The 20194-nt window shown below is 49.8% G+C and carries 15 protein-coding genes; 1 reads left to right on the forward strand and 14 read right to left on the reverse strand.

What is annotated here, in order from left to right; genetic code table 11:
- Positions 1-23: 23 nt before the first annotated feature.
- From ftsY to pyrG, 11 genes are all read right to left on the reverse strand, one after another.
- The gene (gene ftsY, locus ACXMYH_RS08545) at positions 24-959 is read right to left on the reverse strand and encodes a signal recognition particle-docking protein FtsY (protein WP_118321069.1); all 936 of its coding nucleotides are present in this window, start codon (positions 957-959) and stop codon (positions 24-26) included.
- Between the two features lie 13 nt (positions 960-972).
- Positions 973-4530 (reverse strand): chromosome segregation protein SMC, encoded by a 3558-nt coding sequence (smc, locus tag ACXMYH_RS08550; protein ID WP_215702050.1) that lies wholly within the window; start codon positions 4528-4530, stop codon positions 973-975.
- A 55-nt stretch (positions 4531-4585) separates the two neighbouring features.
- Positions 4586-5266 carry a ribonuclease III gene (rnc, locus tag ACXMYH_RS08555; RefSeq protein WP_329752509.1) on the reverse strand — a complete coding sequence of 227 codons (681 nt, stop codon included), beginning with the start codon at positions 5264-5266 and terminating at the stop codon, positions 4586-4588.
- Between the two features lie 69 nt (positions 5267-5335).
- Positions 5336-5566 (reverse strand): acyl carrier protein, encoded by a 231-nt coding sequence (gene acpP, locus ACXMYH_RS08560; protein ID WP_015554516.1) that lies wholly within the window; start codon positions 5564-5566, stop codon positions 5336-5338.
- Between the two features lie 153 nt (positions 5567-5719).
- A complete protein-coding gene (gene plsX / locus ACXMYH_RS08565) occupies positions 5720-6727 on the reverse strand; it encodes a phosphate acyltransferase PlsX (protein ID WP_118298022.1) in 1008 nt (335 codons plus the stop codon).
- Between the two features lie 412 nt (positions 6728-7139).
- A complete protein-coding gene (gatB, locus tag ACXMYH_RS08570) occupies positions 7140-8573 on the reverse strand; it encodes an Asp-tRNA(Asn)/Glu-tRNA(Gln) amidotransferase subunit GatB (RefSeq protein WP_215702052.1) in 1434 nt (477 codons plus the stop codon).
- Positions 8570-10045: an Asp-tRNA(Asn)/Glu-tRNA(Gln) amidotransferase subunit GatA gene (gene gatA / locus ACXMYH_RS08575; protein ID WP_486554690.1), complete on the reverse strand. Its 1476-nt coding sequence runs from the start codon at positions 10043-10045 to the stop codon at positions 8570-8572. The genes gatB and gatA overlap by 4 nt, the downstream gene beginning before the upstream one ends.
- A gap of 12 nt (positions 10046-10057) precedes the next feature.
- Positions 10058-10351, reverse strand: a complete 294-nt coding sequence (gene gatC, locus ACXMYH_RS08580; RefSeq protein ID WP_118298020.1) for an Asp-tRNA(Asn)/Glu-tRNA(Gln) amidotransferase subunit GatC — start codon at positions 10349-10351, stop codon at positions 10058-10060.
- Positions 10352-10389: 38 nt separating this feature from the next.
- On the reverse strand, positions 10390-11721 hold the full coding sequence (aspS, locus tag ACXMYH_RS08585) for an aspartate--tRNA(Asn) ligase (RefSeq protein WP_142411584.1): 1332 nt from the start codon (positions 11719-11721) through the stop codon (positions 10390-10392).
- Between the two features lie 378 nt (positions 11722-12099).
- A complete protein-coding gene (locus tag ACXMYH_RS08590) occupies positions 12100-13314 on the reverse strand; it encodes an LL-diaminopimelate aminotransferase (RefSeq protein ID WP_215702054.1) in 1215 nt (404 codons plus the stop codon).
- A gap of 141 nt (positions 13315-13455) precedes the next feature.
- Positions 13456-15204 carry a CTP synthase gene (gene pyrG / locus ACXMYH_RS08595; protein ID WP_486554691.1) on the reverse strand — a complete coding sequence of 583 codons (1749 nt, stop codon included), beginning with the start codon at positions 15202-15204 and terminating at the stop codon, positions 13456-13458.
- 692 nt (positions 15205-15896) lie between these two features.
- Here pyrG and ACXMYH_RS08600 point away from each other — a divergent pair.
- On the forward strand, positions 15897-17996 hold the full coding sequence (locus tag ACXMYH_RS08600) for a glutamine synthetase III family protein (RefSeq protein ID WP_486554692.1): 2100 nt from the start codon (positions 15897-15899) through the stop codon (positions 17994-17996).
- Between the two features lie 116 nt (positions 17997-18112).
- Here ACXMYH_RS08600 and ACXMYH_RS08605 read toward each other — a convergent pair whose 3' ends face one another.
- The 3 genes from ACXMYH_RS08605 to ACXMYH_RS08615 form a co-directional block, all read right to left on the reverse strand.
- Positions 18113-18874 (reverse strand): creatininase family protein, encoded by a 762-nt coding sequence (locus ACXMYH_RS08605; protein WP_118298013.1) that lies wholly within the window; start codon positions 18872-18874, stop codon positions 18113-18115.
- A gap of 362 nt (positions 18875-19236) precedes the next feature.
- Positions 19237-19419, reverse strand: coding sequence for a 50S ribosomal protein L32 (rpmF, locus tag ACXMYH_RS08610; RefSeq protein ID WP_015554505.1), 183 nt, complete (start codon positions 19417-19419; stop codon positions 19237-19239).
- Between the two features lie 2 nt (positions 19420-19421).
- Positions 19422-19949: a YceD family protein gene (locus tag ACXMYH_RS08615; RefSeq protein WP_021905044.1), complete on the reverse strand. Its 528-nt coding sequence runs from the start codon at positions 19947-19949 to the stop codon at positions 19422-19424.
- Between the last annotated feature and the right edge of the window lie 245 nt (positions 19950-20194).

Genomic DNA, 20194 nt, shown 5'->3' on the forward strand with positions numbered 1-20194 from the left:
GTTTTCTGCCTGAAATGCATCGGTCATTCCGGCTGTTTCGCAAACAATGCGTTTACGAAGTCTTCGGAATTAAATTTCTGAAGGTCGTCGATCTTCTCCCCGACACCGACATATTTGACCGGGATCCCAAGTTCCGACTGGATTGCAACCGCGATACCGCCTTTTGCGGTCCCGTCGAGCTTTGTGAGGATGATGCCCGTAATGTCGGCAGCTTCCATGAACTGGCGGGCCTGGACCAGAGCGTTCTGTCCTGTCGTTCCGTCGAGAACAACGAGTGTCTCACGGTAAGCTTCCGGGTACTCCTTATCGATGATGCGGTTGATCTTTTTTAACTCCTCCATGAGGTTCTTCTTATTATGGAGTCTTCCCGCGGTATCACAGATCAGGACGTCTGCGTTTCTCGATTTTGTCGCGGAGATCGCGTCGTAGATCACGGCAGCCGGATCGGATCCCTCTTTCTGGGCAATCAGCTCCACGCCGGCACGGTTTGCCCACTCTGCCAACTGGTCGATCGCTGCAGCACGGAAGGTATCAGCCGCCGCAAGAACAACCTTCTTTCCCTCTGCCTTTAACTGGTCTGCAAGCTTTCCGATGGACGTCGTCTTTCCGACTCCGTTGACACCGATGACGAGGACAACGGATTTCCTGTTTTCAAACTCATACGCATTCTCGCCAAGATCCATCTTTGCACGGATGCTGGCGATCAGCGCCTCCCGGCATTTCTCCGGTTCTTTGATATGCTGCTCTTTTACGGTCTTTTTCAGGTCTTCAATGACCGCCATGGTCGTCTGGATTCCCATATCGCCCATGATCAGAGTCTCTTCAAGCTCCTCGTAGAAATCATCATCAATCGCGGAGAAGCCGGAAAAGATGGAATCCATTCCGGATACAATGTTTTCTCTGGTCTTCGTGAGACCTTCCACAAGGCGCGAGAAAAAGCCCTTTTTCTTCTCTTCCATATGAATCCTCCAATTATTTCAGATCGTTTTCGATCAGGTTTACGGAGACAAGCGTGGATACGCCTTTCTCCTGCATCGTGATTCCGTAGAGCCGGTCAGCCGCAAGCATCGTGCCTCTTCGGTGGGTGATGACGATAAACTGGGTATGTTTTGTCAGTTTGTGCAGATATTTCGCATAGCGGTCGACGTTGGAATCGTCAAGCGCCGCCTCGATCTCATCAAGGAGACAGAACGGGGACGGTTTTAAGTTCTGGATCGCAAAGAGCAGGGCGATCGCCGTCAGTGCCTTTTCACCGCCGGACATCTGCATCATGTTCTGAAGTTTCTTTCCCGGCGGCTGGGAGATGATCTGGATCCCCGCCTCCAGGATATCTTCGTCCTCGATCAGCTCAAGACTTCCGTGTCCTCCTCCGAAGAGTTCCCGGAATACCTTGTCAAACTCTGCCCGGATCAGGGCAAATTTTTCTGTAAACTGCTTTCGCATTCCGATATCCAGCTCTTCGATGATCTTATAGAGGGCATCCTGTGCCGCGACAAGGTCATCATGCTGGGTCTTCATGAACTCGTAACGCTCAGAGATCTCTTTATAATCCTCGATCGCATTGACATTGACATTTCCGAGTCCGCGGATTGCATTCTTCCGTTCAGCGATCTGGCGTTTCATATCCGCCGCATTCGTCAGGGTCTCATCCCGGAGAAGCTCCGCTGTTGAGAAGGTGAGACCATATTCATTCCACATATAGTCCACCTGGGAATCCTGGCGTTCCGCAAGCTTGTCGTTCTGGTTCTGAAGACGGATCAGCTCCTTATCGAGATCGGAGATTCTCGCAGAGAGCGCTTCCCGCTTTTCGAAGAAGCCTTTCTGTGCCTCGTTTTTCGCGGCTTTTTCTTCCTGGGCAGCAGCCATCTCCTGACGGTACGTTTCCGCATCCTTTCCGGCATCTTTGATCTTTTCCTTCAGTTCTTCGATCTGTGCCAGACGTTTTTCCACCTCATGCTTACTGTCCGTGTGTCCGTCATGCAGAGACATTCTTTCGGAGAGCAGCCGCTCTTTTTCGTCTTCGAGACGATGGATGTTCTGGTCGAGGAAGGAATCCTGCTGCTTTAAGTTTGCTGCTTCCAGCTGGACTTCGGAGAGCGCCGCAGATGCAGTATCCCGGTCGGCCTTTGCCTGTTCCAATGCGGTGGAATCCGTCCCGATCTTTGTCTCCCGCTCCGTGTTTTCCTGTTCCAGCCGCTCCATCTCTTTCGCGATCGCGGCGAGACTTGCGCGGAGTTCATGGATCTGTTCTTCCAGCTGACGGTTTTCCTGGTTCATGTCCGCGGAGGATTCATAGAGTTCTTCTTTCTTTCCTTCCAGCTGCTTTAACGCGATCTTTGTCGTATTCTCTTCCAGATATTTTTCCTGGAGAGCACTCTTTACCGACTCCAGCTCCCCGCTCTTTTCCTGGAATATGCCTTCCTGGAACACGGTCTCCGCCTGGATCTTATCGACGGTCGTCAGCGCGCGTTTACATGCCTCCTCCAACTCCTCCATCTCTCTCTTTCTTCCGAGAAGATTGCTGGAGTTTCTAAAGGCACCGCCGCTCATGGAACCGCCCGGATTTAAGAGATCGCCCTCCGGCGTTACGATCCGGATGGAGTGCCGGTATTTTCTCGCGATGGCGATCGCATTGTCGATGTGATCCACCACGAGGACGCGGCCGAGGAGATATCTGGCAAGTGCCTGATATTCCGGACGCACGCGGACAAGATCTGCAGCGATCCCGATCGCTCCCGGTTCTTTTAGCGCGCCTGGCGTCTTAAATCCATCCCCGGATGAGATCGCGGATAACGGCAGGAAGGTCGCACGACCGAACTTGTTCTTTTTCAGGTGTTCGATCAGGACTTTTGCGGTCTGCTCGGAATCTGTGACGATGTTCTGGATCGATCCGCCGAGCGCTGTCTCGATGGCGATCTCATATTCTTTCGGAACATCGATCAGATCAGCCACAACGCCGTGGATCCCTCTCACACGGTCCCTGACTTCCATGACACGCTTGATGCTGTTTCCATATCCATCATAACGCTCCGCAAGGTTCCTTAAGGATTCCAGTTTTGTGTGGGCCGTATGGTAATCCTGTTCCGTGTGGCTTAAGTTTCTGTTTAAACGGCGGATCTCTTCGTTCGCCGCCTTCACCTCTTCCTCCAGGGATTCCGCCTGGGAGAGGAGTTTTTCGATCTCCGCATCGATGGCAGTCAGACGCTCGTTCTGCTCTGAGATCTGGTTATCCCAGTTTTCCTCATCACTCTTTACTTTTAAGAGTTTCTGGGCTACCTCAGATCTGCGGACCTGGACCTGCTCCAGCGTGGTGACATCCTTCTGCTTCTTTACAGAGAGTTCTGATTTTTCATTCAGTGCTTCGATCTTTGCACTCTTTAACTCTTCGATGGACTGTTCGAGACTGTCAACGCGGCTGCCGGAAGTATTTACGGTGTTCTCCGCATCGGAAAGTCGTTCTGACACTTCCCGGATTCTGGTCCCGAGAGCCTCTCTCTCCTGCCTGATCGATCCCTGTTCTTTCTCTTTGGCCGCCAGCTCCTCATCGATGGCAACCGTCCTGTTTTTGATGTGCTCCGCATTCAGTTCCTCTGTGCGGATCTGCTCTTTTATGACATCGATCTGTCCTTCCAGGTTTCCTGCGGACAGTTTCGCCTCATTTTCGGCATTCTGCTTTTCCGTGATCTTTTCGTCCAGCAGACGGACCGCCTCGGAGATCCGGTCATATTCCTCTTTCAAAGCTTCGGCAGCGGCTTTGGAATCTTCCATATCGCCGTTTACGGTGTGCTCTTTCTGTGCGAGTTCCCGTTTCTGCTCCTCGATCGCTTTCAGGTCTGCGAGGAAGAGGTTCACATCGAAACGCTTCAGCTCTTCCCGGAGTCTTAAATACTCTTTCGCCGTCTCCGCCTGTTTTGCAAGAGGTCCCACCTGCTTTTCAAGTTCGCTCAGGATATCCGATACGCGGACGAGATTCTGCTTCTCATCCTCGAGTTTTTTCTGGGCGATCGCCTTTCTGCGCTTAAACTTTACAATCCCGGCCGCCTCATCAAAAAGCTCTCTGCGGTCTTCCGGGCGTCCGCTTAAGATCTTATCGATCTGTCCCTGCCCGATGATGGAGTAGCCTTCCTTACCGATACCGGTATCATAAAAAAGCTCATTGATATCCTTCAGCCTGCAGGCGCTTCCGTTTAAGAGGTACTCACTCTCACCGGAGCGGTAGATCCGCCTGGAGACCGTCACTTCATCGTAATCGATGGCAAGCTGGTGGTCGGAATTGTCCAGGGTGATCGCCACATAGGCAAATCCCTGGGGTTTTCTTGTCTCTGTGCCGGAGAAGATCACGTCCTGCATGGACGCACTTCTGAGCTGCTTTACCTTCTGCTCACCGAGCACCCAGCGGACCGCGTCGGCAACATTGCTCTTTCCACTTCCGTTCGGACCAACGATGCCGGTGATTCCGTTGTGGAATTCAAATACGATCTTATTTGCAAAGGATTTGAATCCCTGTACTTCGATACTCTTTAAATACATGCGTTATTTTCCTATTTCTATAATGTGACCATTCCGGTCCTCACGGGTCCCGATCTTATTTGATCCTGCAGATCCCGTGGTAAGCTGCAACCTGCTCGGCCGCTTTTTTCGTGCGTCCCAGACCTCTGCCGATCTCCTCATCGCCGATCTTTACGCACACCTCGAAGGACTTGTTGTGATCCGGTCCCTCTTCCTTTATCAGTTCATAGACAAGTGTTTCTTTGTACTTTGCCTGAACCATTTCCTGCAGGATAGTTTTGCTATCGTAAAAGAGCTGCTTATGTTCGATATCATTTAAAATGAATTTATGGATAAACTCTTTTGCATTAGCAAGACCACCATCCAGATAGATCGCACCGATCACTGCCTCCATCGCATCGGAGACAACAGACGGACGTTTTCTTCCTCCGGTCAGGTCCTCGCCCTTTCCGAGCAGCAGATAATCACCTAACGGGATCACTTCCGCGCAGTAAGCGAGCGTCGGCTCACAGACAAGACTGGCACGGAGTTTTGTCATCTCGCCCTCCGGCATGGACTCATAAGTGTGAAACAGAAAATCGCTGGAGATCACCTCGAGCACGGCATCGCCCAGAAATTCCAGGCGCTCATTGCAGCGCGTCTTATCCCAGTGTTTTTCGTTCGCGTAGGAACTGTGTGTCAGGGCGTGAGTCAGAAGTCCCGGATCTTTGAACCGGTAGCCGATCACTTCCTGAAGTTTTTCTAGTTTTTCTTTCATTCGATTTGCCTTTCTTCTGCCATGTATCGCAAAGAAGGTGTCTCTTTGCGGAGACACCTTTTCCTGCTACTAATTTAATGCGTTTTTGATCGCCTCAACAGCATCGCCGACACTCGCGATCTTCTCAGCTTCCTCAGTCGGGATCTCGATGTCAAACTCTTCTTCGATTCCCATGATGATCTGGAATACATCCAGAGAATCCGCGCCGAGATCGTCAACGAATGTTGTATTCATTGTGATCTCCTCCGGATCAATGTTGAGAACCTCTGCGATGATCTGCTGTAATTTTTCGAACTCCATAATTTCCATCCTCTCTTATTTTGCTTTTTACGGAGACACAAAACTGTGCCGTTCCATATATTTAATTTTTGCATCCGGACTGTTGCCGGTTGTCTTCTGATGTAATTTTATGCGGCGATGTGAACTGCCGCATATTGGTGTTTTTCAACCTGTCTATGCAGTTTCTTCCGGTGCAAGGCATTCCCGGATCTTATCCGAGATCTCATTCTCCTTGAAGGAGATGCACTGGATAATCGAATTCTTTACTTCTTTTGCCTTGGAGCTTCCGTGAGTCTTCACAACGAGTCCCTTTAAGCCCAGGAGCGGTGCGCCGCCGTATTGGCTCGCATCAAAGCTCTTCAGCGTGGATTTTAACGCCGGTTTGATCAGAAGAGCTCCGATCTTGCTTCTTAAATTGCTCATCAGGCCTTTCTTCACCATTGTCATCATCGTTGCGCCGACGCCCTCATAGAGCTTTAAGATCACATTTCCGACAAAGGCCTCGCAGACGATCACATCCGCGCCGCCGTGCGGGATCTCACGGGCTTCGATACTTCCGATAAAGTTGATATTTTTACATTCTTTTAAGAGCGGGAAGGTCTCTTTCACGAGAGCATTTCCCTTCTCCTCCTCCAGACCGATATTGACGATCGCCACTCTCGGATTTTCGATTCCCATCACATATTTCATATAGAGGGAACCCATCTGGGCGAACTGTACCAGGTGGGACGGTCTCGCGTCAACGTTTGCCCCGCAGTCGATCAGAAGGGAAACTCCCTTTTCCGTCGGGATCAGCGGTGCGAGCGGCGGGCGCTCTACGCCTTTGACGCGGCCAACGATGACCTGGCCGCCTACGAGGACGGCTCCTGAGCTTCCCGCAGATACAAAGCCGTCAGCCTCGCCGTTTTTCACGAGGTTCAGACCAACTACAAGGGAAGAATTCTTTTTCTTACGGATCGCATTGACCGGCGGTTCTCCCGTCTCGATCACTTCCGGGGCGTCAACGATCTCGATCTGCTCTTTTTTATAGGTATATTTCGAGAGCTCTTTTTCGATGACATCTTTCTGTCCTGTCAGACAGACCGTAATGTCGTTCCGCTCTGTGACCGCGTCAACGGCACCCTTTACGATCTCTCCAGGGGCGTTGTCTCCGCCCATGGCGTCTACTGCAATTTTTATCATGTATTTTCTCTCCAATTCCTGCCCGCGGCGGGAAGTTCTTCTAAATATTCCCCATACGCGGATCATCCCATCGAACACCGCAAAATGATACGGCTGCTCTCAGGGACTTTTATAGTAACTAATATACTAAATACCATTCATAAAATCAATACTTTTTTCGTGAACAGAATATGTTCCTTTTTTAACATTTTTCGCAGTCAGGTTTTTCCGAACGGGAAGTCCCCTGCAATACCGCTGCGGCTGCAAATTTTGACGATTCAGAATGCAAAGCACCGGAAAACTCATACATTCCGGCAACAAGTACATTATATATAGAAGAAACAGGATTGCTGCGGCTGCACCGCTCCGGAATGAACAAAAAGGGCCATGGCAGCTGCACCGGAGCTCCGGCCAGCTGTCATGGCTTCTTTTATTATCCCTGCACAAGTTTTCGGATCATCTCGCTCACCTGCGCCGGGTTCGCTTTTCCTTTCATCTCCTTCATGACCTGTCCCATGAGGAATCCGATGACTTTATCTTTTCCTTCCTTCAGCTCTCCAACCGCTTTCGGGTTTGCGTCCAGGATCTTTTTCACGGTCTCCTCGAGAAGACCGGAGTCGCTCTCCATCTTCAGTCCGTGTTCCTCCACATAGACAGACGGATCCACGTCGGACTCGAACATCGCAGCGAACACCTCTTTCGCAGTCTGGTTATTGATCACACTCTTTTCAAGGAGTTCGATCAGTGCTGCCAGATGCTCTGCGGAAAAGACGATCTTTGATGCCTCCATCTCCTTCTCCTTTAAGAGACGGAGTGTCTCCCCGGTCAGCCAGTTTGCCGCTTTTTTCGGAGCTGCTCCGACTTTGATCGTGTTCTCAAAGAGCTCTGCAAGCGCCTTATCGGCAGTCAGGATATCGGCGTCATAGGCACTCAGACCGTACTCCGACTGATATCTCTTCGTTTTCGCCTTCTTTAACTCCGGCTGTGCCTTGCGGATCGAGGCGATCCAGGCATCGGAGATATCGATCGGCGGAAGATCCGGGTCCGGGAAGTAACGGTAATCCTTTGCATCTTCCTTGGAACGCATCGCGTGGGAAGATTCCTTGTTGTCATCCCAGCGTCTCGTCTCCTGAATGACGGCACGGCCGTCCTCGAGAAGCTCGATCTGGCGTTCCCGCTCTCCCTCGATGGCATGGGCGATCGCCTTGAAGGAGTTTAAGTTCTTCATCTCGGTTCTCGTTCCGAACACCGGACTTCCCACCTCGCGGACAGAAAGGTTTACGTCGGCACGCATGGAACCTTCCTGGAGACGGCAGTCGGAAACACCGAGATACTGCATCGTGGACTGAAGATGTTCCAGGTACTGGATGACCTCGTCGGCACTTCTCATATCCGGCTCCGACACGATCTCAATTAACGGCACGCCGCTTCGGTTGTAATCGACTAAGGAACTGTCGGTCCACTCATCATGGACCAGTTTTCCGGCATCCTCCTCCATGTGGATCTCATGGATCCCGATCCGCTTTGTTCCTGCCGCCGTCTCAAGCTCCACGTAACCGTCATGGCAGATCGGCAGATACAGCTGGGAAATCTGATAGTTTTGCGGGTTATCCGGGTAAAAATAGTTTTTCCGGTCAAATTTACAGAACTGGTTGATCTCACAGTTTAACGCAAGTCCGGCGCGGAGAGCGAACTCCACAACCTGCTTATTTAATATAGGAAGAGATCCCGGCATACCTGTACAGATCGGGCACACATGTGTATTCGGCGCAGCGCCGAAATCTGTTTTGCATCCGCAGAAGATTTTTGTCTTTGTGGCAAGTTCTACATGGACCTCAAGACCGATGACTGTTTCATACTGTTTCATGATAAGGTCTCCTTTCTGGCAAACGGAAGTGTCCATTCACCGCGGACATGTTCGATGGCGGATGCCGCTGCAAATAATGTCTTTTCCCTGAAGCAGTCGCCGAGAAGCTGGACGCCGATCGGGAGTCCTTTTTCGTTTACACTGCATGGAACGGTGAGTCCCGGAAGACCCGCAAGGTTGACAGCAACCGTATAGATATCGCTCAGGTACATCTTCATCGGATCGCTCAGGGAGGTTCCGATCTTCGGAGCCGCCGTCGGAGCTGCCGGTCCTAAAATGATGTCATACTTCGCAAATGCCTCATCAAAGGCTTTTTTGATCAGTGCACGCACCTTCAGAGCTTTCAGATAATATGCGTCATAATATCCGGAGCTTAAGACGAAGGAACCAAGCATGATCCTTCTCTTGACCTCCGGTCCGAAGCCCTCGGATCTTGATTTCTTGTACATGTCATGAAGTCCCTCGTAGTCCTTTGCCCGGTGGCCGTACTTGACGCCGTCAAATCGCTCTAAGTTGGAGCTTGCCTCCGCGGCCGCAATGACATAGTAGGCCGGAATCGTATATTCCATGAGACCGAGATCAAAGTATTCGACCTCCGCCCCGCATTCTTTCAGGTAAGCCGCACACTGTTCCACCGCTTCCCGCACATCTGCGTCAAGACCGTCGGACAGGTACTCTTTCGGGATCCCGATCTTCATGCCGCGGACATCTTTTCCGATCGCCGAAGTGAAATCCGTATCCTCCCGCTCCATGGAAGTGCTGTCCTTCTCATCGTGGCTTGTGATCGTCTCAAGAAGCGCTGCACAATCGGCCGCATTCTTTCCGACCGGTCCGATCTGGTCGAGAGAAGACGCATAAGCGACGAGACCGAAACGGGAGACGGTTCCGTATGTCGGCTTGATCCCCGTGACGCCGCAGTAGGAACTTGGCTGACGGATCGAACCGCCGGTATCGGAGCCGAGAGCCGCAAAGCACTCACCCGCAGCGACCGCCGCACAGGAGCCACCGGACGAACCGCCCGGAACGTGTTCCGGATCCCACGGGTTTCTCGTAACCTGAAATGCAGACGTCTCTGTCGTACTTCCCATCGCGAACTCGTCCATGTTTGTCTTTCCGAGGATCACCATTCCGGCATCCGTGATCCGGGTGACTGCCGTTGCGTCATAGAACGGGACGAAGTTTTCCAGGATCTTTGACGCACATGTCGTCTTCATTCCCTTTGTACAGATATTGTCTTTCACTGCGATCGGGACCCCTGTAAGCGGCCCTATATATTTTCCTGCGCGGATCCCCGCATCCACTTCTCTCGCCCGTGCCAGGACCTTCTCCTCATCCACGGTGAGGTATGCGCGGATCTTCTGATCTTCCTTCGCGATCTGTTCCAGGGACGCTTTCGCGGCTTCCTCGGAAGTGATCTCGCCTGCTTTTATCTTTTTTGCCAGCTCTGTGGCGGAAAGTTCCAGTATCTTCATATCCGTCTCCTCCTAACCGATCGTCTTCGGAACAAGGAACTGTCCGTCCTTTTCCTTCGGTGCATTTTTCATCAGCTCTTCCCTCGGGGTGCTCTCCAGGACAACGTCCTCACGGAACACATTTTTGATCGGGAAGATATGGGTCAGCGGCTCCACATCGGAGGTATCCAGCTTATTTAACATGTCCACATAGTCCAGCATCTGCTGAAGATCGTTTCTTGATTTCTCTTTTTCTTCATCCGTCAGATGAAGTTTTGCCAGGATCTCGATCTCATCCATGGTCTTATCGTTGATCATCTCTGCCATAATTATCCGTCCTTCCTGAATGGTCTGCGTTTTTTCCATCACGGTTTTAATCTTGTCATGTCTCTCGGGAACAGGCACGCCTCACGGACGTTGTCCTCGCCGATCATCTTCATGGTCAGACGCTCAAGTCCAATCCCGAGACCGCCGTGCGGCGGCATTCCGTATTTGAAGCAGTCGAGGTAATCTTCCATTCCCTCTGTATCCATGCCTTTCTCCTCGATCTTCTTTAAAAGTGTCTCATAATCGTGGATCCTCTGGCCGCCCGTCGTGATCTCAAGGCCACGGAATAAGAGGTCAAAGCTCAGGGTAAATTCTTTGTTTTCCGGATCATCCATCGCGTAGAACGGACGTTTCTTTGACGGATAATGGGTAACGAACACGAAATCTGCACCGTACTCCTCTTTGAAGTACTCACCGATCAGTGCCTCTTCCTCCGGCTCCAGATCGTGCGGGCTTCTGATCTGTCTGTCATACTTCTCAGCGATCAGGCGCTTCGCCTCATCAAAGCGGACATACGGGATCTTTTCCACGTTCGGAAGTTCGATCTTTAAAAGTGCAATCTCTTTCGCGTAATCTTTCTTCAGAAGTTCTACCACATACTGGAGCATCGCTGTCTCCATTCTGCAGATGTCCATGAAGCTGTCGATGAATCCCATCTCAAAGTCAAGACTCGTGTACTCGTTTAAATGTCTCTTTGTGTTGTGTTTCTCCGCACGGAACACCGGACCAGTTTCAAAGACTCTGTCGAAAACGCCGACCATCATCTGTTTGTAGAACTGCGGGCTCTGTGCCAGAACTGCCGGTCTGTGGAAATACTGGAGCTTAAAGAGGTTTGCGCCGCCCTCTGCGGATTTTGCACCGATCTTCGGGGTATGGATCTCGGTGAATCCCTGGCTTGTCATAAATTCACGGAAGCCGCGGCAGATGCCTTCCTGGATCCTGAATTTTGCACGCTCACGGACATTTCTGAGGGCAATGGCACGGCGGTTTAAGTTCGCTTCCAGCGATGTCGGAAGTTTCCATTTGTCGATCGCGATCGGCATCGGCTCTTCCGGTTTTGAGAGGATTTCTGCGTCCGCAAGGTGGATCTCGATCCCGTGCGGTGCACGCTCTTCCCTGAATACGGTTCCTGTCACGCGAACCGCCTGTCCTTCACGGATCTCTTTGAGCGTCTCACTTCCGATCCCGTCCTGGACTACGGTCTGTAAAAGACCTTCCCGGCTTCTTAAGATCACGAAGGAGATCTCTCCCATATCGCGGATGCTGTGTACCATTCCTTCTGCGGTAACTTCGGTACCAACGGACTCTTCTCTTTCCAGTTCTTCAAGAGTTTTTACTTTGCTGTCTTTTAATCCTGTTACAAACTCCATAATCGGTTCCTCCTCGTTTTGTGGGGTAATTGAGGCTTTCAGAGTAAGCAAAAATCCCGCCCCGGAGAATTTTGCTCTTATCATTCTCCGGGACGGGATCTTTTTATTTCCCGCGGTACCACCCGCATTGCATTTTCATGCCACTCATGAGTCGCCGCTTTCGCTGTCGGACCATCATCCTAACGACTCGGCCGCGTAACGTGCGGCTTGCGTGCTGTCCTACCATCGGTTCCGATATCGAGCAGCCGGCTCCGGAGCGTTCCCGCCTTTCTCATCTCTTCCGCGCTCTCAGCTGTCACACGGTTCTCTGTAAAGTTCTTCGAAAGGGAGTTTCCTTCAACGCCTTTGTTTGATATTTTTTTGATGTCTCTTGTTTTATCAGAGATTTTTGATTCTGTCAAGTGCTTTTAAAGAATTTTCATAAGTTCCGAATGCAGTAATCCGGAAATATCCTTCACCAGACGGGCCGAAACCTGCACCAGGAGTACCCACGATTCCCGCATTGTCTAACAGGAAATCAAAGAAATCCCAGGACTTCATGTTATTCGGGGTCTTTAACCAGATATACGGGGAGTTTACGCCGCCGTATACGGTATATCCGGCATCCTTTAAGCCGTCATAGATCGTCTTTGCGTTCTTCATGTAGCGTGCGATCTGCTCAGCAACCTGTACTTTTCCCTCCGGAGAGTACACTGCCTCGCCGGCACGCTGGATGATATACGGAGTTCCGTTGTACTTGGAACCCTGACGGCGCATCCACATCGCATTTAAGCTCACATCGCCGCACTTTAAGTCCTTCGGGATCACGGCAAAACCAAGACGCATACCGGTAAATCCGGCTTTCTTGGAGAAGCTGCGGAGCTCGATGGCACATGTCTTTGCGCCCTCACACTCATAGATGGAGTGCGGAATGCCAGCCTCAGTGATATATGCCTCGTAAGCAGCGTCATAGATGATCACAGCGCCGTTCTTGTTTGCAAAGTCTACCCATGCCTGGAGATCTGCCTTCTTGATCGCCTCACCGGTCGGGTTGTTCGGGAAGCAGAGATAGATCAGGTCCACGTGCTCCTTCGGGAATTCCGGAAGGAAACCGTTGTCTGCAGTACACGGCATGTAAACGATCTTGTCAAAACGTCCGGTCTCGCTGTTGTAGAGACCGCTGCGACCTGCCATAACGTTGGAATCCACGTATACCGGGTATACCGGGTCGCATACTGCGACTACGCTGTCTAAGGAGAATAATTCCTGGATATTTCCGCAGTCACACTTTGCACCATCGGATACAAAAATCTCATCTGCAGAGATGTCGCAGCCTCTCTCCTGGAAATCCTCTTTTGCAATGATATTTCTTAAAAAGTCATAGCCCTGCTCCGGAGCATAGCCGCGGAAGGTCTCCGCATGACCCATCTCATCGACAGCTTTGTGCATTGCCTCGATGATCGCCGGAGCGATCGGCTGAGTCACATCACCGATACCAAGGCGGATGATCTCCTTTTCCGGATGCTCTGCCTGGAATGTGGATACTCTCTTCGCAATATTTGCGAACAGATAGCTGCCCGGCAGTTTGGCAAAATTTTCATTGACTTTAAACATGGTCTCAATCCTCTCTTTCTGTCTGTAAATGCATTTAGGATATTTTTCATGAATAAATATACCACACAAATGCAGGAACTGCGATAATAATTTGGCTAACGCATTAACTTTTTTTAATGATAAACAGTTAAAGTCAAACCATTAATCTTCCTGGATCAGCATTGTGACCATATGGGCGCTCTCCGCCATGGTCCGTCCTGTATCCATGCTGGTCTTCTGAAGATACCGGTGTGCCTCCGGCTCAGAAAGATGGTTCCGCTTCATGAGAAGCTTTTTCGCACGTCTCAAAACCCCCTGCTCCTCAGCACTCTCAACAAAACCTGCAAAGAGCGGATGTGCATGGTTCGGTCTTGACTTGAATTCCGGATGTGCCTGAATCCCCACATAGAACGGGTGATCCGGGATCTCAATCATCTCAACGATATGTCCGTCCGGGGACTGTCCGGAGAGCATCATGCCGTGAGATGTAAAGTCATCACGGTAGTCATTGTTGATCTCAAAACGATGTCTGTGGCGCTCGTTGATCATATCTGTTCCGTAGAGGGAATATGCTTTCGACTTTTTATCAAGGACACACGGATAGGAGCCGAGACGAAGCGTTCCGCCAAGGTTCTCCACGCCGTTCTGATCCGGCATCAGATCGACAACCGGATGGGTTGTCTCCGGATCCAGCTCGGAACTGTTTGCATCCGCATAGCCGAGAACATTTCTCGCAAATGCCACCATGGCCATCTGCATGCCGAGGCAGATCCCGAGGAACGGGATCTTGTTCTCTCTCGCATAGTTTGCAGCCAGGATCATGCCTTCGGTTCCTCTGGAGCCAAAACCGCCCGGGATGATGATGCCGTCAACACCGGCGAATGTATCGTCGAGAGCTTCCGGTTTTAAGAACTCGGAATCGACCCATTTGATCGTCACTTTTGTGCGGTTTGCGATCCCGCCGTGCTTTAACGCCTCCATGACACTCAAGTACGCGTCATGCAGTTGGATGTATTTTCCTACCAGTGCGATCGTGACCTCGCTTGTCGGATTCTTTAATGCATCGACCATCTGTTTCCAGTCACCAAGCTGCGGTTCCGGACACGGAAGATTGAGGCATTCGCAGACCACATGAGCCAGGCGCTCTTTTTCCATGGCAAGCGGCGCTTCATATAAATATTCTACATCCAGGTTCTGGAGAACATGGTCTTCCGGAACGTTGCAGAATAAAGCGATCTTGCTCTCGATACCGTCCTCGAGCGGAACCTCTGTACGGCATACAATCACATCCGGGGAAATTCCCATTCCCTGAAGTGCCTTGACGCTCTGCTGGGTCGGTTTCGTCTTTAATTCTCCTGACGCCTTTAAATACGGAACGAGTGTCACATGGATCAGAACGGAATTCTGATATCCGATCTCGTGGCGGAACTGGCGGATCGCCTCCAGGAACGGCTGGCTCTCGATATCGCCGACGGTGCCGCCGACCTCGATGATCGCGATGCGGTCCTCGTCCGGGGATTTCGCGCGGTAAAATCTCGCCTTGATCTCATTTGTGATGTGGGGGATCACCTGTACGGTACCTCCGCCGAAGTCTCCGTGGCGTTCTTTCTGAAGAACCGTCCAGTAGATCTTACCAGTGGTCACGTTGGAATTTTTGTCAAGGCTCTCATCGATAAAGCGCTCATAATGTCCAAGGTCCAGGTCGGTCTCTGTTCCATCGTCGGTGACGAACACCTCTCCATGCTGGATCGGATTCATGGTACCCGGATCAATATTAATATAAGGATCGAACTTCTGCATCGTGACCTGGTACCCTCTTGCCTTCAAGAGACGTCCAAGGGATGCGGCTGTAATACCTTTGCCGAGTCCGGAGACAACGCCTCCCGTGACGAATACGTATTTAACTGCCATACCTTACCTCCAAATATATATTGTAAATGTGGGGAACTTGTAACTGTTCAGTATTTTTCACAGTTACGGGAACTTTTCCTATGATGTGCGAAAACTGTCTGCTTCATGCTCATGCAACATTGCATGAAAAAAAGGTGACAGAAGTACTAAGACTCTGACACCTTTGTCTAATCAATCACATCATATGAAACTCATTTTTACGCAGGGATAATTGCTCATAGGTTTTGTTGCTGCGTTAAAAAAATATGGAACTACTATATTCCATTTTTTCGAATTTGTAAAGTAGTTTTTTTACAGTTTTCAAAAGTTTTTTATCCGGAATCACAGGACCACTTTCTTCTTTTTTATCCGGGTCTTGCGGCGTCATCAGGTATCCCGCCAGACTGGTGAAGCAGAAAAACTTAATAATAGGAACGCTGTCTGTGATCGGAAAAATTTTTAAAAAAATGTGTTGACAAATCCCGGAAAATGAGTATATTATACCACCATAAGAGCAAGGGCGCTTGGGTGCATGATACATACACCCCGGCGCCCTTCTCGCATTTCACGGATCTTCCCCACAAACCCCCATTTGGGATCCGCGAAATGATGACTGTCTGTTCCATACCCCGGAGCAGACAGCAAACTTTGTATAATTTCCCGCAGACAGGGAGCAAGGAGGTTCCCCAGCGGAGTTGAAAGGAGAAATATCTATGAGCAAAAGTATTCCTGAACTGTATGGCAGTCTTGTATTCAACGACTCCGAAATGAAAGCACGTCTCCCGAAGGATGTCTACAAAGCCCTTACAAAAACGATCAACAGCGGTTCCCATCTGGAGCTGGATATCGCGAACTCTGTTGCAGTCGCAATGAAAGAATGGGCGCTCGAACACGGTGCTACCCACTTCACTCACTGGTTCCAGCCGATGACAGGCATCACTGCTGAAAAGCATGACAGTTTCCTCTCTCCGACCGGTGTTGGCGAAGCAATCATGGAATTTTCCGGAAAAGAACTTGTAAAAGGTGAGCCGGACGCTTCCAGCTTCCCGTCAGGCGGCTTACGCGCCACCTTCGAAGCCCGCGGATATACCGCATGGGATCCTACCTCTTTCGCATTCATCAAGGGACATACACTCTGTATCCCAACTGCCTTTTGTTCTTACAGCGGCGAGGCACTCGATAAAAAGACTCCGCTGCTCCGTTCCATGGAAGCCGTCAGCAAAGAAGCTACCCACTTACTTCACATTTTAGGAAAAACAGACGTCAGACGCGTCAACACCACCGTTGGTGCAGAACAGGAATATTTCCTGGTCGATAAAGACTGCTACCGTCTGAGAAAAGATCTGATCTTCTGCAGACGTACCTTATTTGGTGCTCCGGCTCCGAAGGGACAGGAAATGGATGACCATTACTTCGGTTCCATCAAACCGAGAGTCGAAGCTTTCATGGAGGACCTGAACGAAGAGCTCTGGAAACTCGGCATCCCGGCAAAGACAGAACACAACGAGGTTGCTCCTGCACAGCATGAGCTTGCTCCTGTCTTTGAGACCGTCAATGTTGCCGTTGACCACAACCAGCTCGTTATGGAGATGATGAAGAAGGTCGCTGACCGCCATGGTCTTGCGTGCCTGCTCCATGAAAAACCGTTCGAGGGCATCAACGGAAGCGGTAAGCACAACAACTGGGCACTCTCCACAGATTCCGGCGAGAACCTGTTAAATCCGGGAAAGACACCGGCTGAGAACACACAGTTCTTACTGTTCTTAGCAGCTGTTGTTGAGGCTGTTGATGATTACGCCGATCTGTTAAGGATCTCCGTTGCCACAGCCGGAAACGACCATCGTCTCGGCGCAAACGAGGCACCGCCAGCTGTTGTATCCATGTTCTTGGGAGAAGAACTTGAGGCTGTTGTCGATTCCATTAAATCTGATACATATTTTGAAGGAAAGGGCGCTGTTCAGATGTCCATCGGACCGAAGGTGCTCCCGCACTTCACAAAAGACAACACGGACCGTAACCGTACCTCACCGTTCGCCTTCACAGGAAATAAGTTTGAGTTCCGTATGCCGGGTTCTTCCCTCTCCCTGTCCGGTCCGAACGTGATCTTAAATACAGCCGTTGCCGAGTCCCTCGCCGGATTCTGCAAAGTCCTGGACGGACTTACCGGGGAGAACCTCGATTCCGCAATTCATGAGCTCTTAAAAGATACCTTTAAGAAGCATGAGCGGATCATCTTCAACGGAAACGGCTACACAGACGAATGGCTTGCAGAAGCCGAGAAGCGCGGTCTTCCGAACTTCAAGTCCACACCGGAGGCTCTTCCGCATTTCATCGACGAGAAGAACATTGAGCTCTTCACAAAACATGAAGTCTTCACAAAAGAGGAGCTCTTCTCCCGTTACGAGATCCTTCTTGAGGATTATGCGAAGACTCTCCACATCGAGGCAAAGACTATGGAGGAGATGGTTCAGAAAGACTTCCTTCCGTCCCTGTTCTCCTATGTGAATGACCTTGCATGCACAGGAAGCTCTAAAAAAGAGCTCGTTCCCGGCATTACAACAAAGGCCGAAGAAAAGCTGATCATAAAGCTCTCCGGGCTCGCAGATGTGATCTCTGATGAGCTCGATACCTTAAAGGATATGATCGGTACCGCCGAAGGTATGGATGACTACTTAAAGGCTGGCACCTACTACCACGATACGATTCTTACCGAAATGGAAAAGATCCGTCTGGCTGTCAACGATGCGGAAGTCCTGATCCCGGAGGATTATCTCCCGTATCCGACATACGATGCATTGCTCTTCTACATTTAATTGTTTTGCTCATAGGGAAGACCGCCGGTTACCAGAGAAATCTGAACCGGCGGTCTTTTCGTATCACATTTTAAAAAAATTTCCAGCGTCACTTTCTTATCCGTTCTGACACCTCTTTATGAAAGTTTAACTTTCTTGAACTCTTCCATGAAATCAACAATATAGTTTGCTGTGGTCTCGAGCATTTCCTTGCCCCACTCTTCTGTAGCGGTACTCGGATGATCCGGTCCAATCCAGCCGCTGTCGGTAACATGCGGAGTTTTGCGAAGAATCTCAACGGTAACTCCCTTATACTCAACAGAACGGAAACCGGTTGTCTTCAGATTCTCAGACAGATGCTTAAACTGGAGTTCACCACCTATCTCACTCTTATCAACTAAAGACGGATCAATTCCAAGAATCGCAGCCGTTTCCTCACCACCGCCGTGGCCGCCTTTCCACGCCGGGTTCATATCCCATGCCATCAGCCACCAGTTAAGCATAGCAACCAGACAGCCCTTATCCTCGAATTCCATGCCAAGGCGCTGAATCATCTTGATGTTTCCGCCGTGTCCGTTCAGGAAAACGAATTTTCTTGCGCCGTGCCGATACAGACTCAGGAAAACCTGACGGCAAAACTGATAGAGTACCTCGTCGTCAATATCAATTGTACCAGGATACGGAGCAAAATTGGGGCAGGAACCATATGGAATGGTGGGAGCAATCAAAACATCACTCTTCTTCTCAATTTTCTCCAACAAGTGCTCCGGAATCAGTGTATCGGTTCCAAGCGGCATGTGACGGCCGTGACACTCAATACTGCCGATAGAAACAAGTACCATATCATTTTTTTCAAAATATTCCTGAGCTTTCGGCCAAGTCAAATTTTCGAGTCTCATAGTCTCTTTCCTTTCATATATATGATTTTATAATTTATATTAACTGTTAATAATCTACTGTTCCTCTTTAGTATTTGCTTTATTATCTGACACTTTTGGGATTTCCGAGCATTTCTTTATAAAACAAGTATAGTCTATGGTAATAGGATTGTCAATATTTCCAATCGACAACAATAGCTTAGCAGAAAACGAATCATAAATTTAGGATGTCGATTTGTGGTTTTTACGCCATCGACATCCTTAACACCAATACATATTTGTTTTTCAAAAAGCAAGAAGCCAGACACCGCAGGATCTGACTTCTTGCTGTAGGCGAAAAAATCCCCCGGTGGAAAACCACCGGAGGATCTCATAATTCTTAATTAGTCTTCAACTTTAACGATTTCACGCTTGTTGTAGCTGCCGCATGCCTTGCATACTCTATGAGGCATCATTAAAGCACCGCACTTGCTGCACTTTACTAAGTTCATAGCGGACATTTTCCAGTTCGCTCTGCGGCTGTCTCTTCTCGCTTTGGAAGATTTATTCTTAGGACAGATAGACATGGTTACACCTCCTTAAACTGTTTGAAAATATCCTGGATGGCTGCCATCCGCGGGTCAGGAACCCATGTATCACAGCCGCAATCTCCCTTGTTGAGATTTGCTCCACATCTACTGCAGATTCCCTTGCAATCATCCTTGCAAAGGACCTTCATAGGCAGGTACAATGATAACTCATTGCAAACCAGCATATCGGCATCCAGATTATAACCAGATAAATAAGATTGTTCATCCAAGTCCTTCACTCTGTCCTCATCGGAAGCATTCATATCGATCTCCTGGTCAAACTCGATATCTGTGGTGTAATTCACCGGTTCCAGACATCTTGAACAGGGAATCGCAAGAGTCACGGAAGTATTTCCCGTAAGACTCAGCTTTCTGTTTCCAAGGTTTTTTACAGTGATCTTTACCGGGTTCGCAGAGACCACCGGATACTCAACTCGGGAACCCTTGTAAGCTTTCGCTTCAAACGGTACTTCCCAGGTTTTCTCTTTGCCTTCCAGAGTAAAAACTTCAGATAAATTAATCAGCATATTATGTTTCTCCTAATACGCACTAAGATATTATATATGAACAGGAACAATTTGTCAACAATTTTTCTAATAAAATATTAAATTTTAAAAGCTCTATTTTTCATGCATTTCTGCGCTCAAACCATATTCTTGTGACAAATTCTTAACCGCGCCAGAGCGCGCATTAAGAGCACCAGAAACGAATATTTTCGTACCTGGGATAAGAAACCCCAGCGTATGTCGTAAGAGTTCCAAAGCCGTCCTGA

It is taken from the genome of Pilosibacter sp. NGB245 (assembly GCF_057397225.1).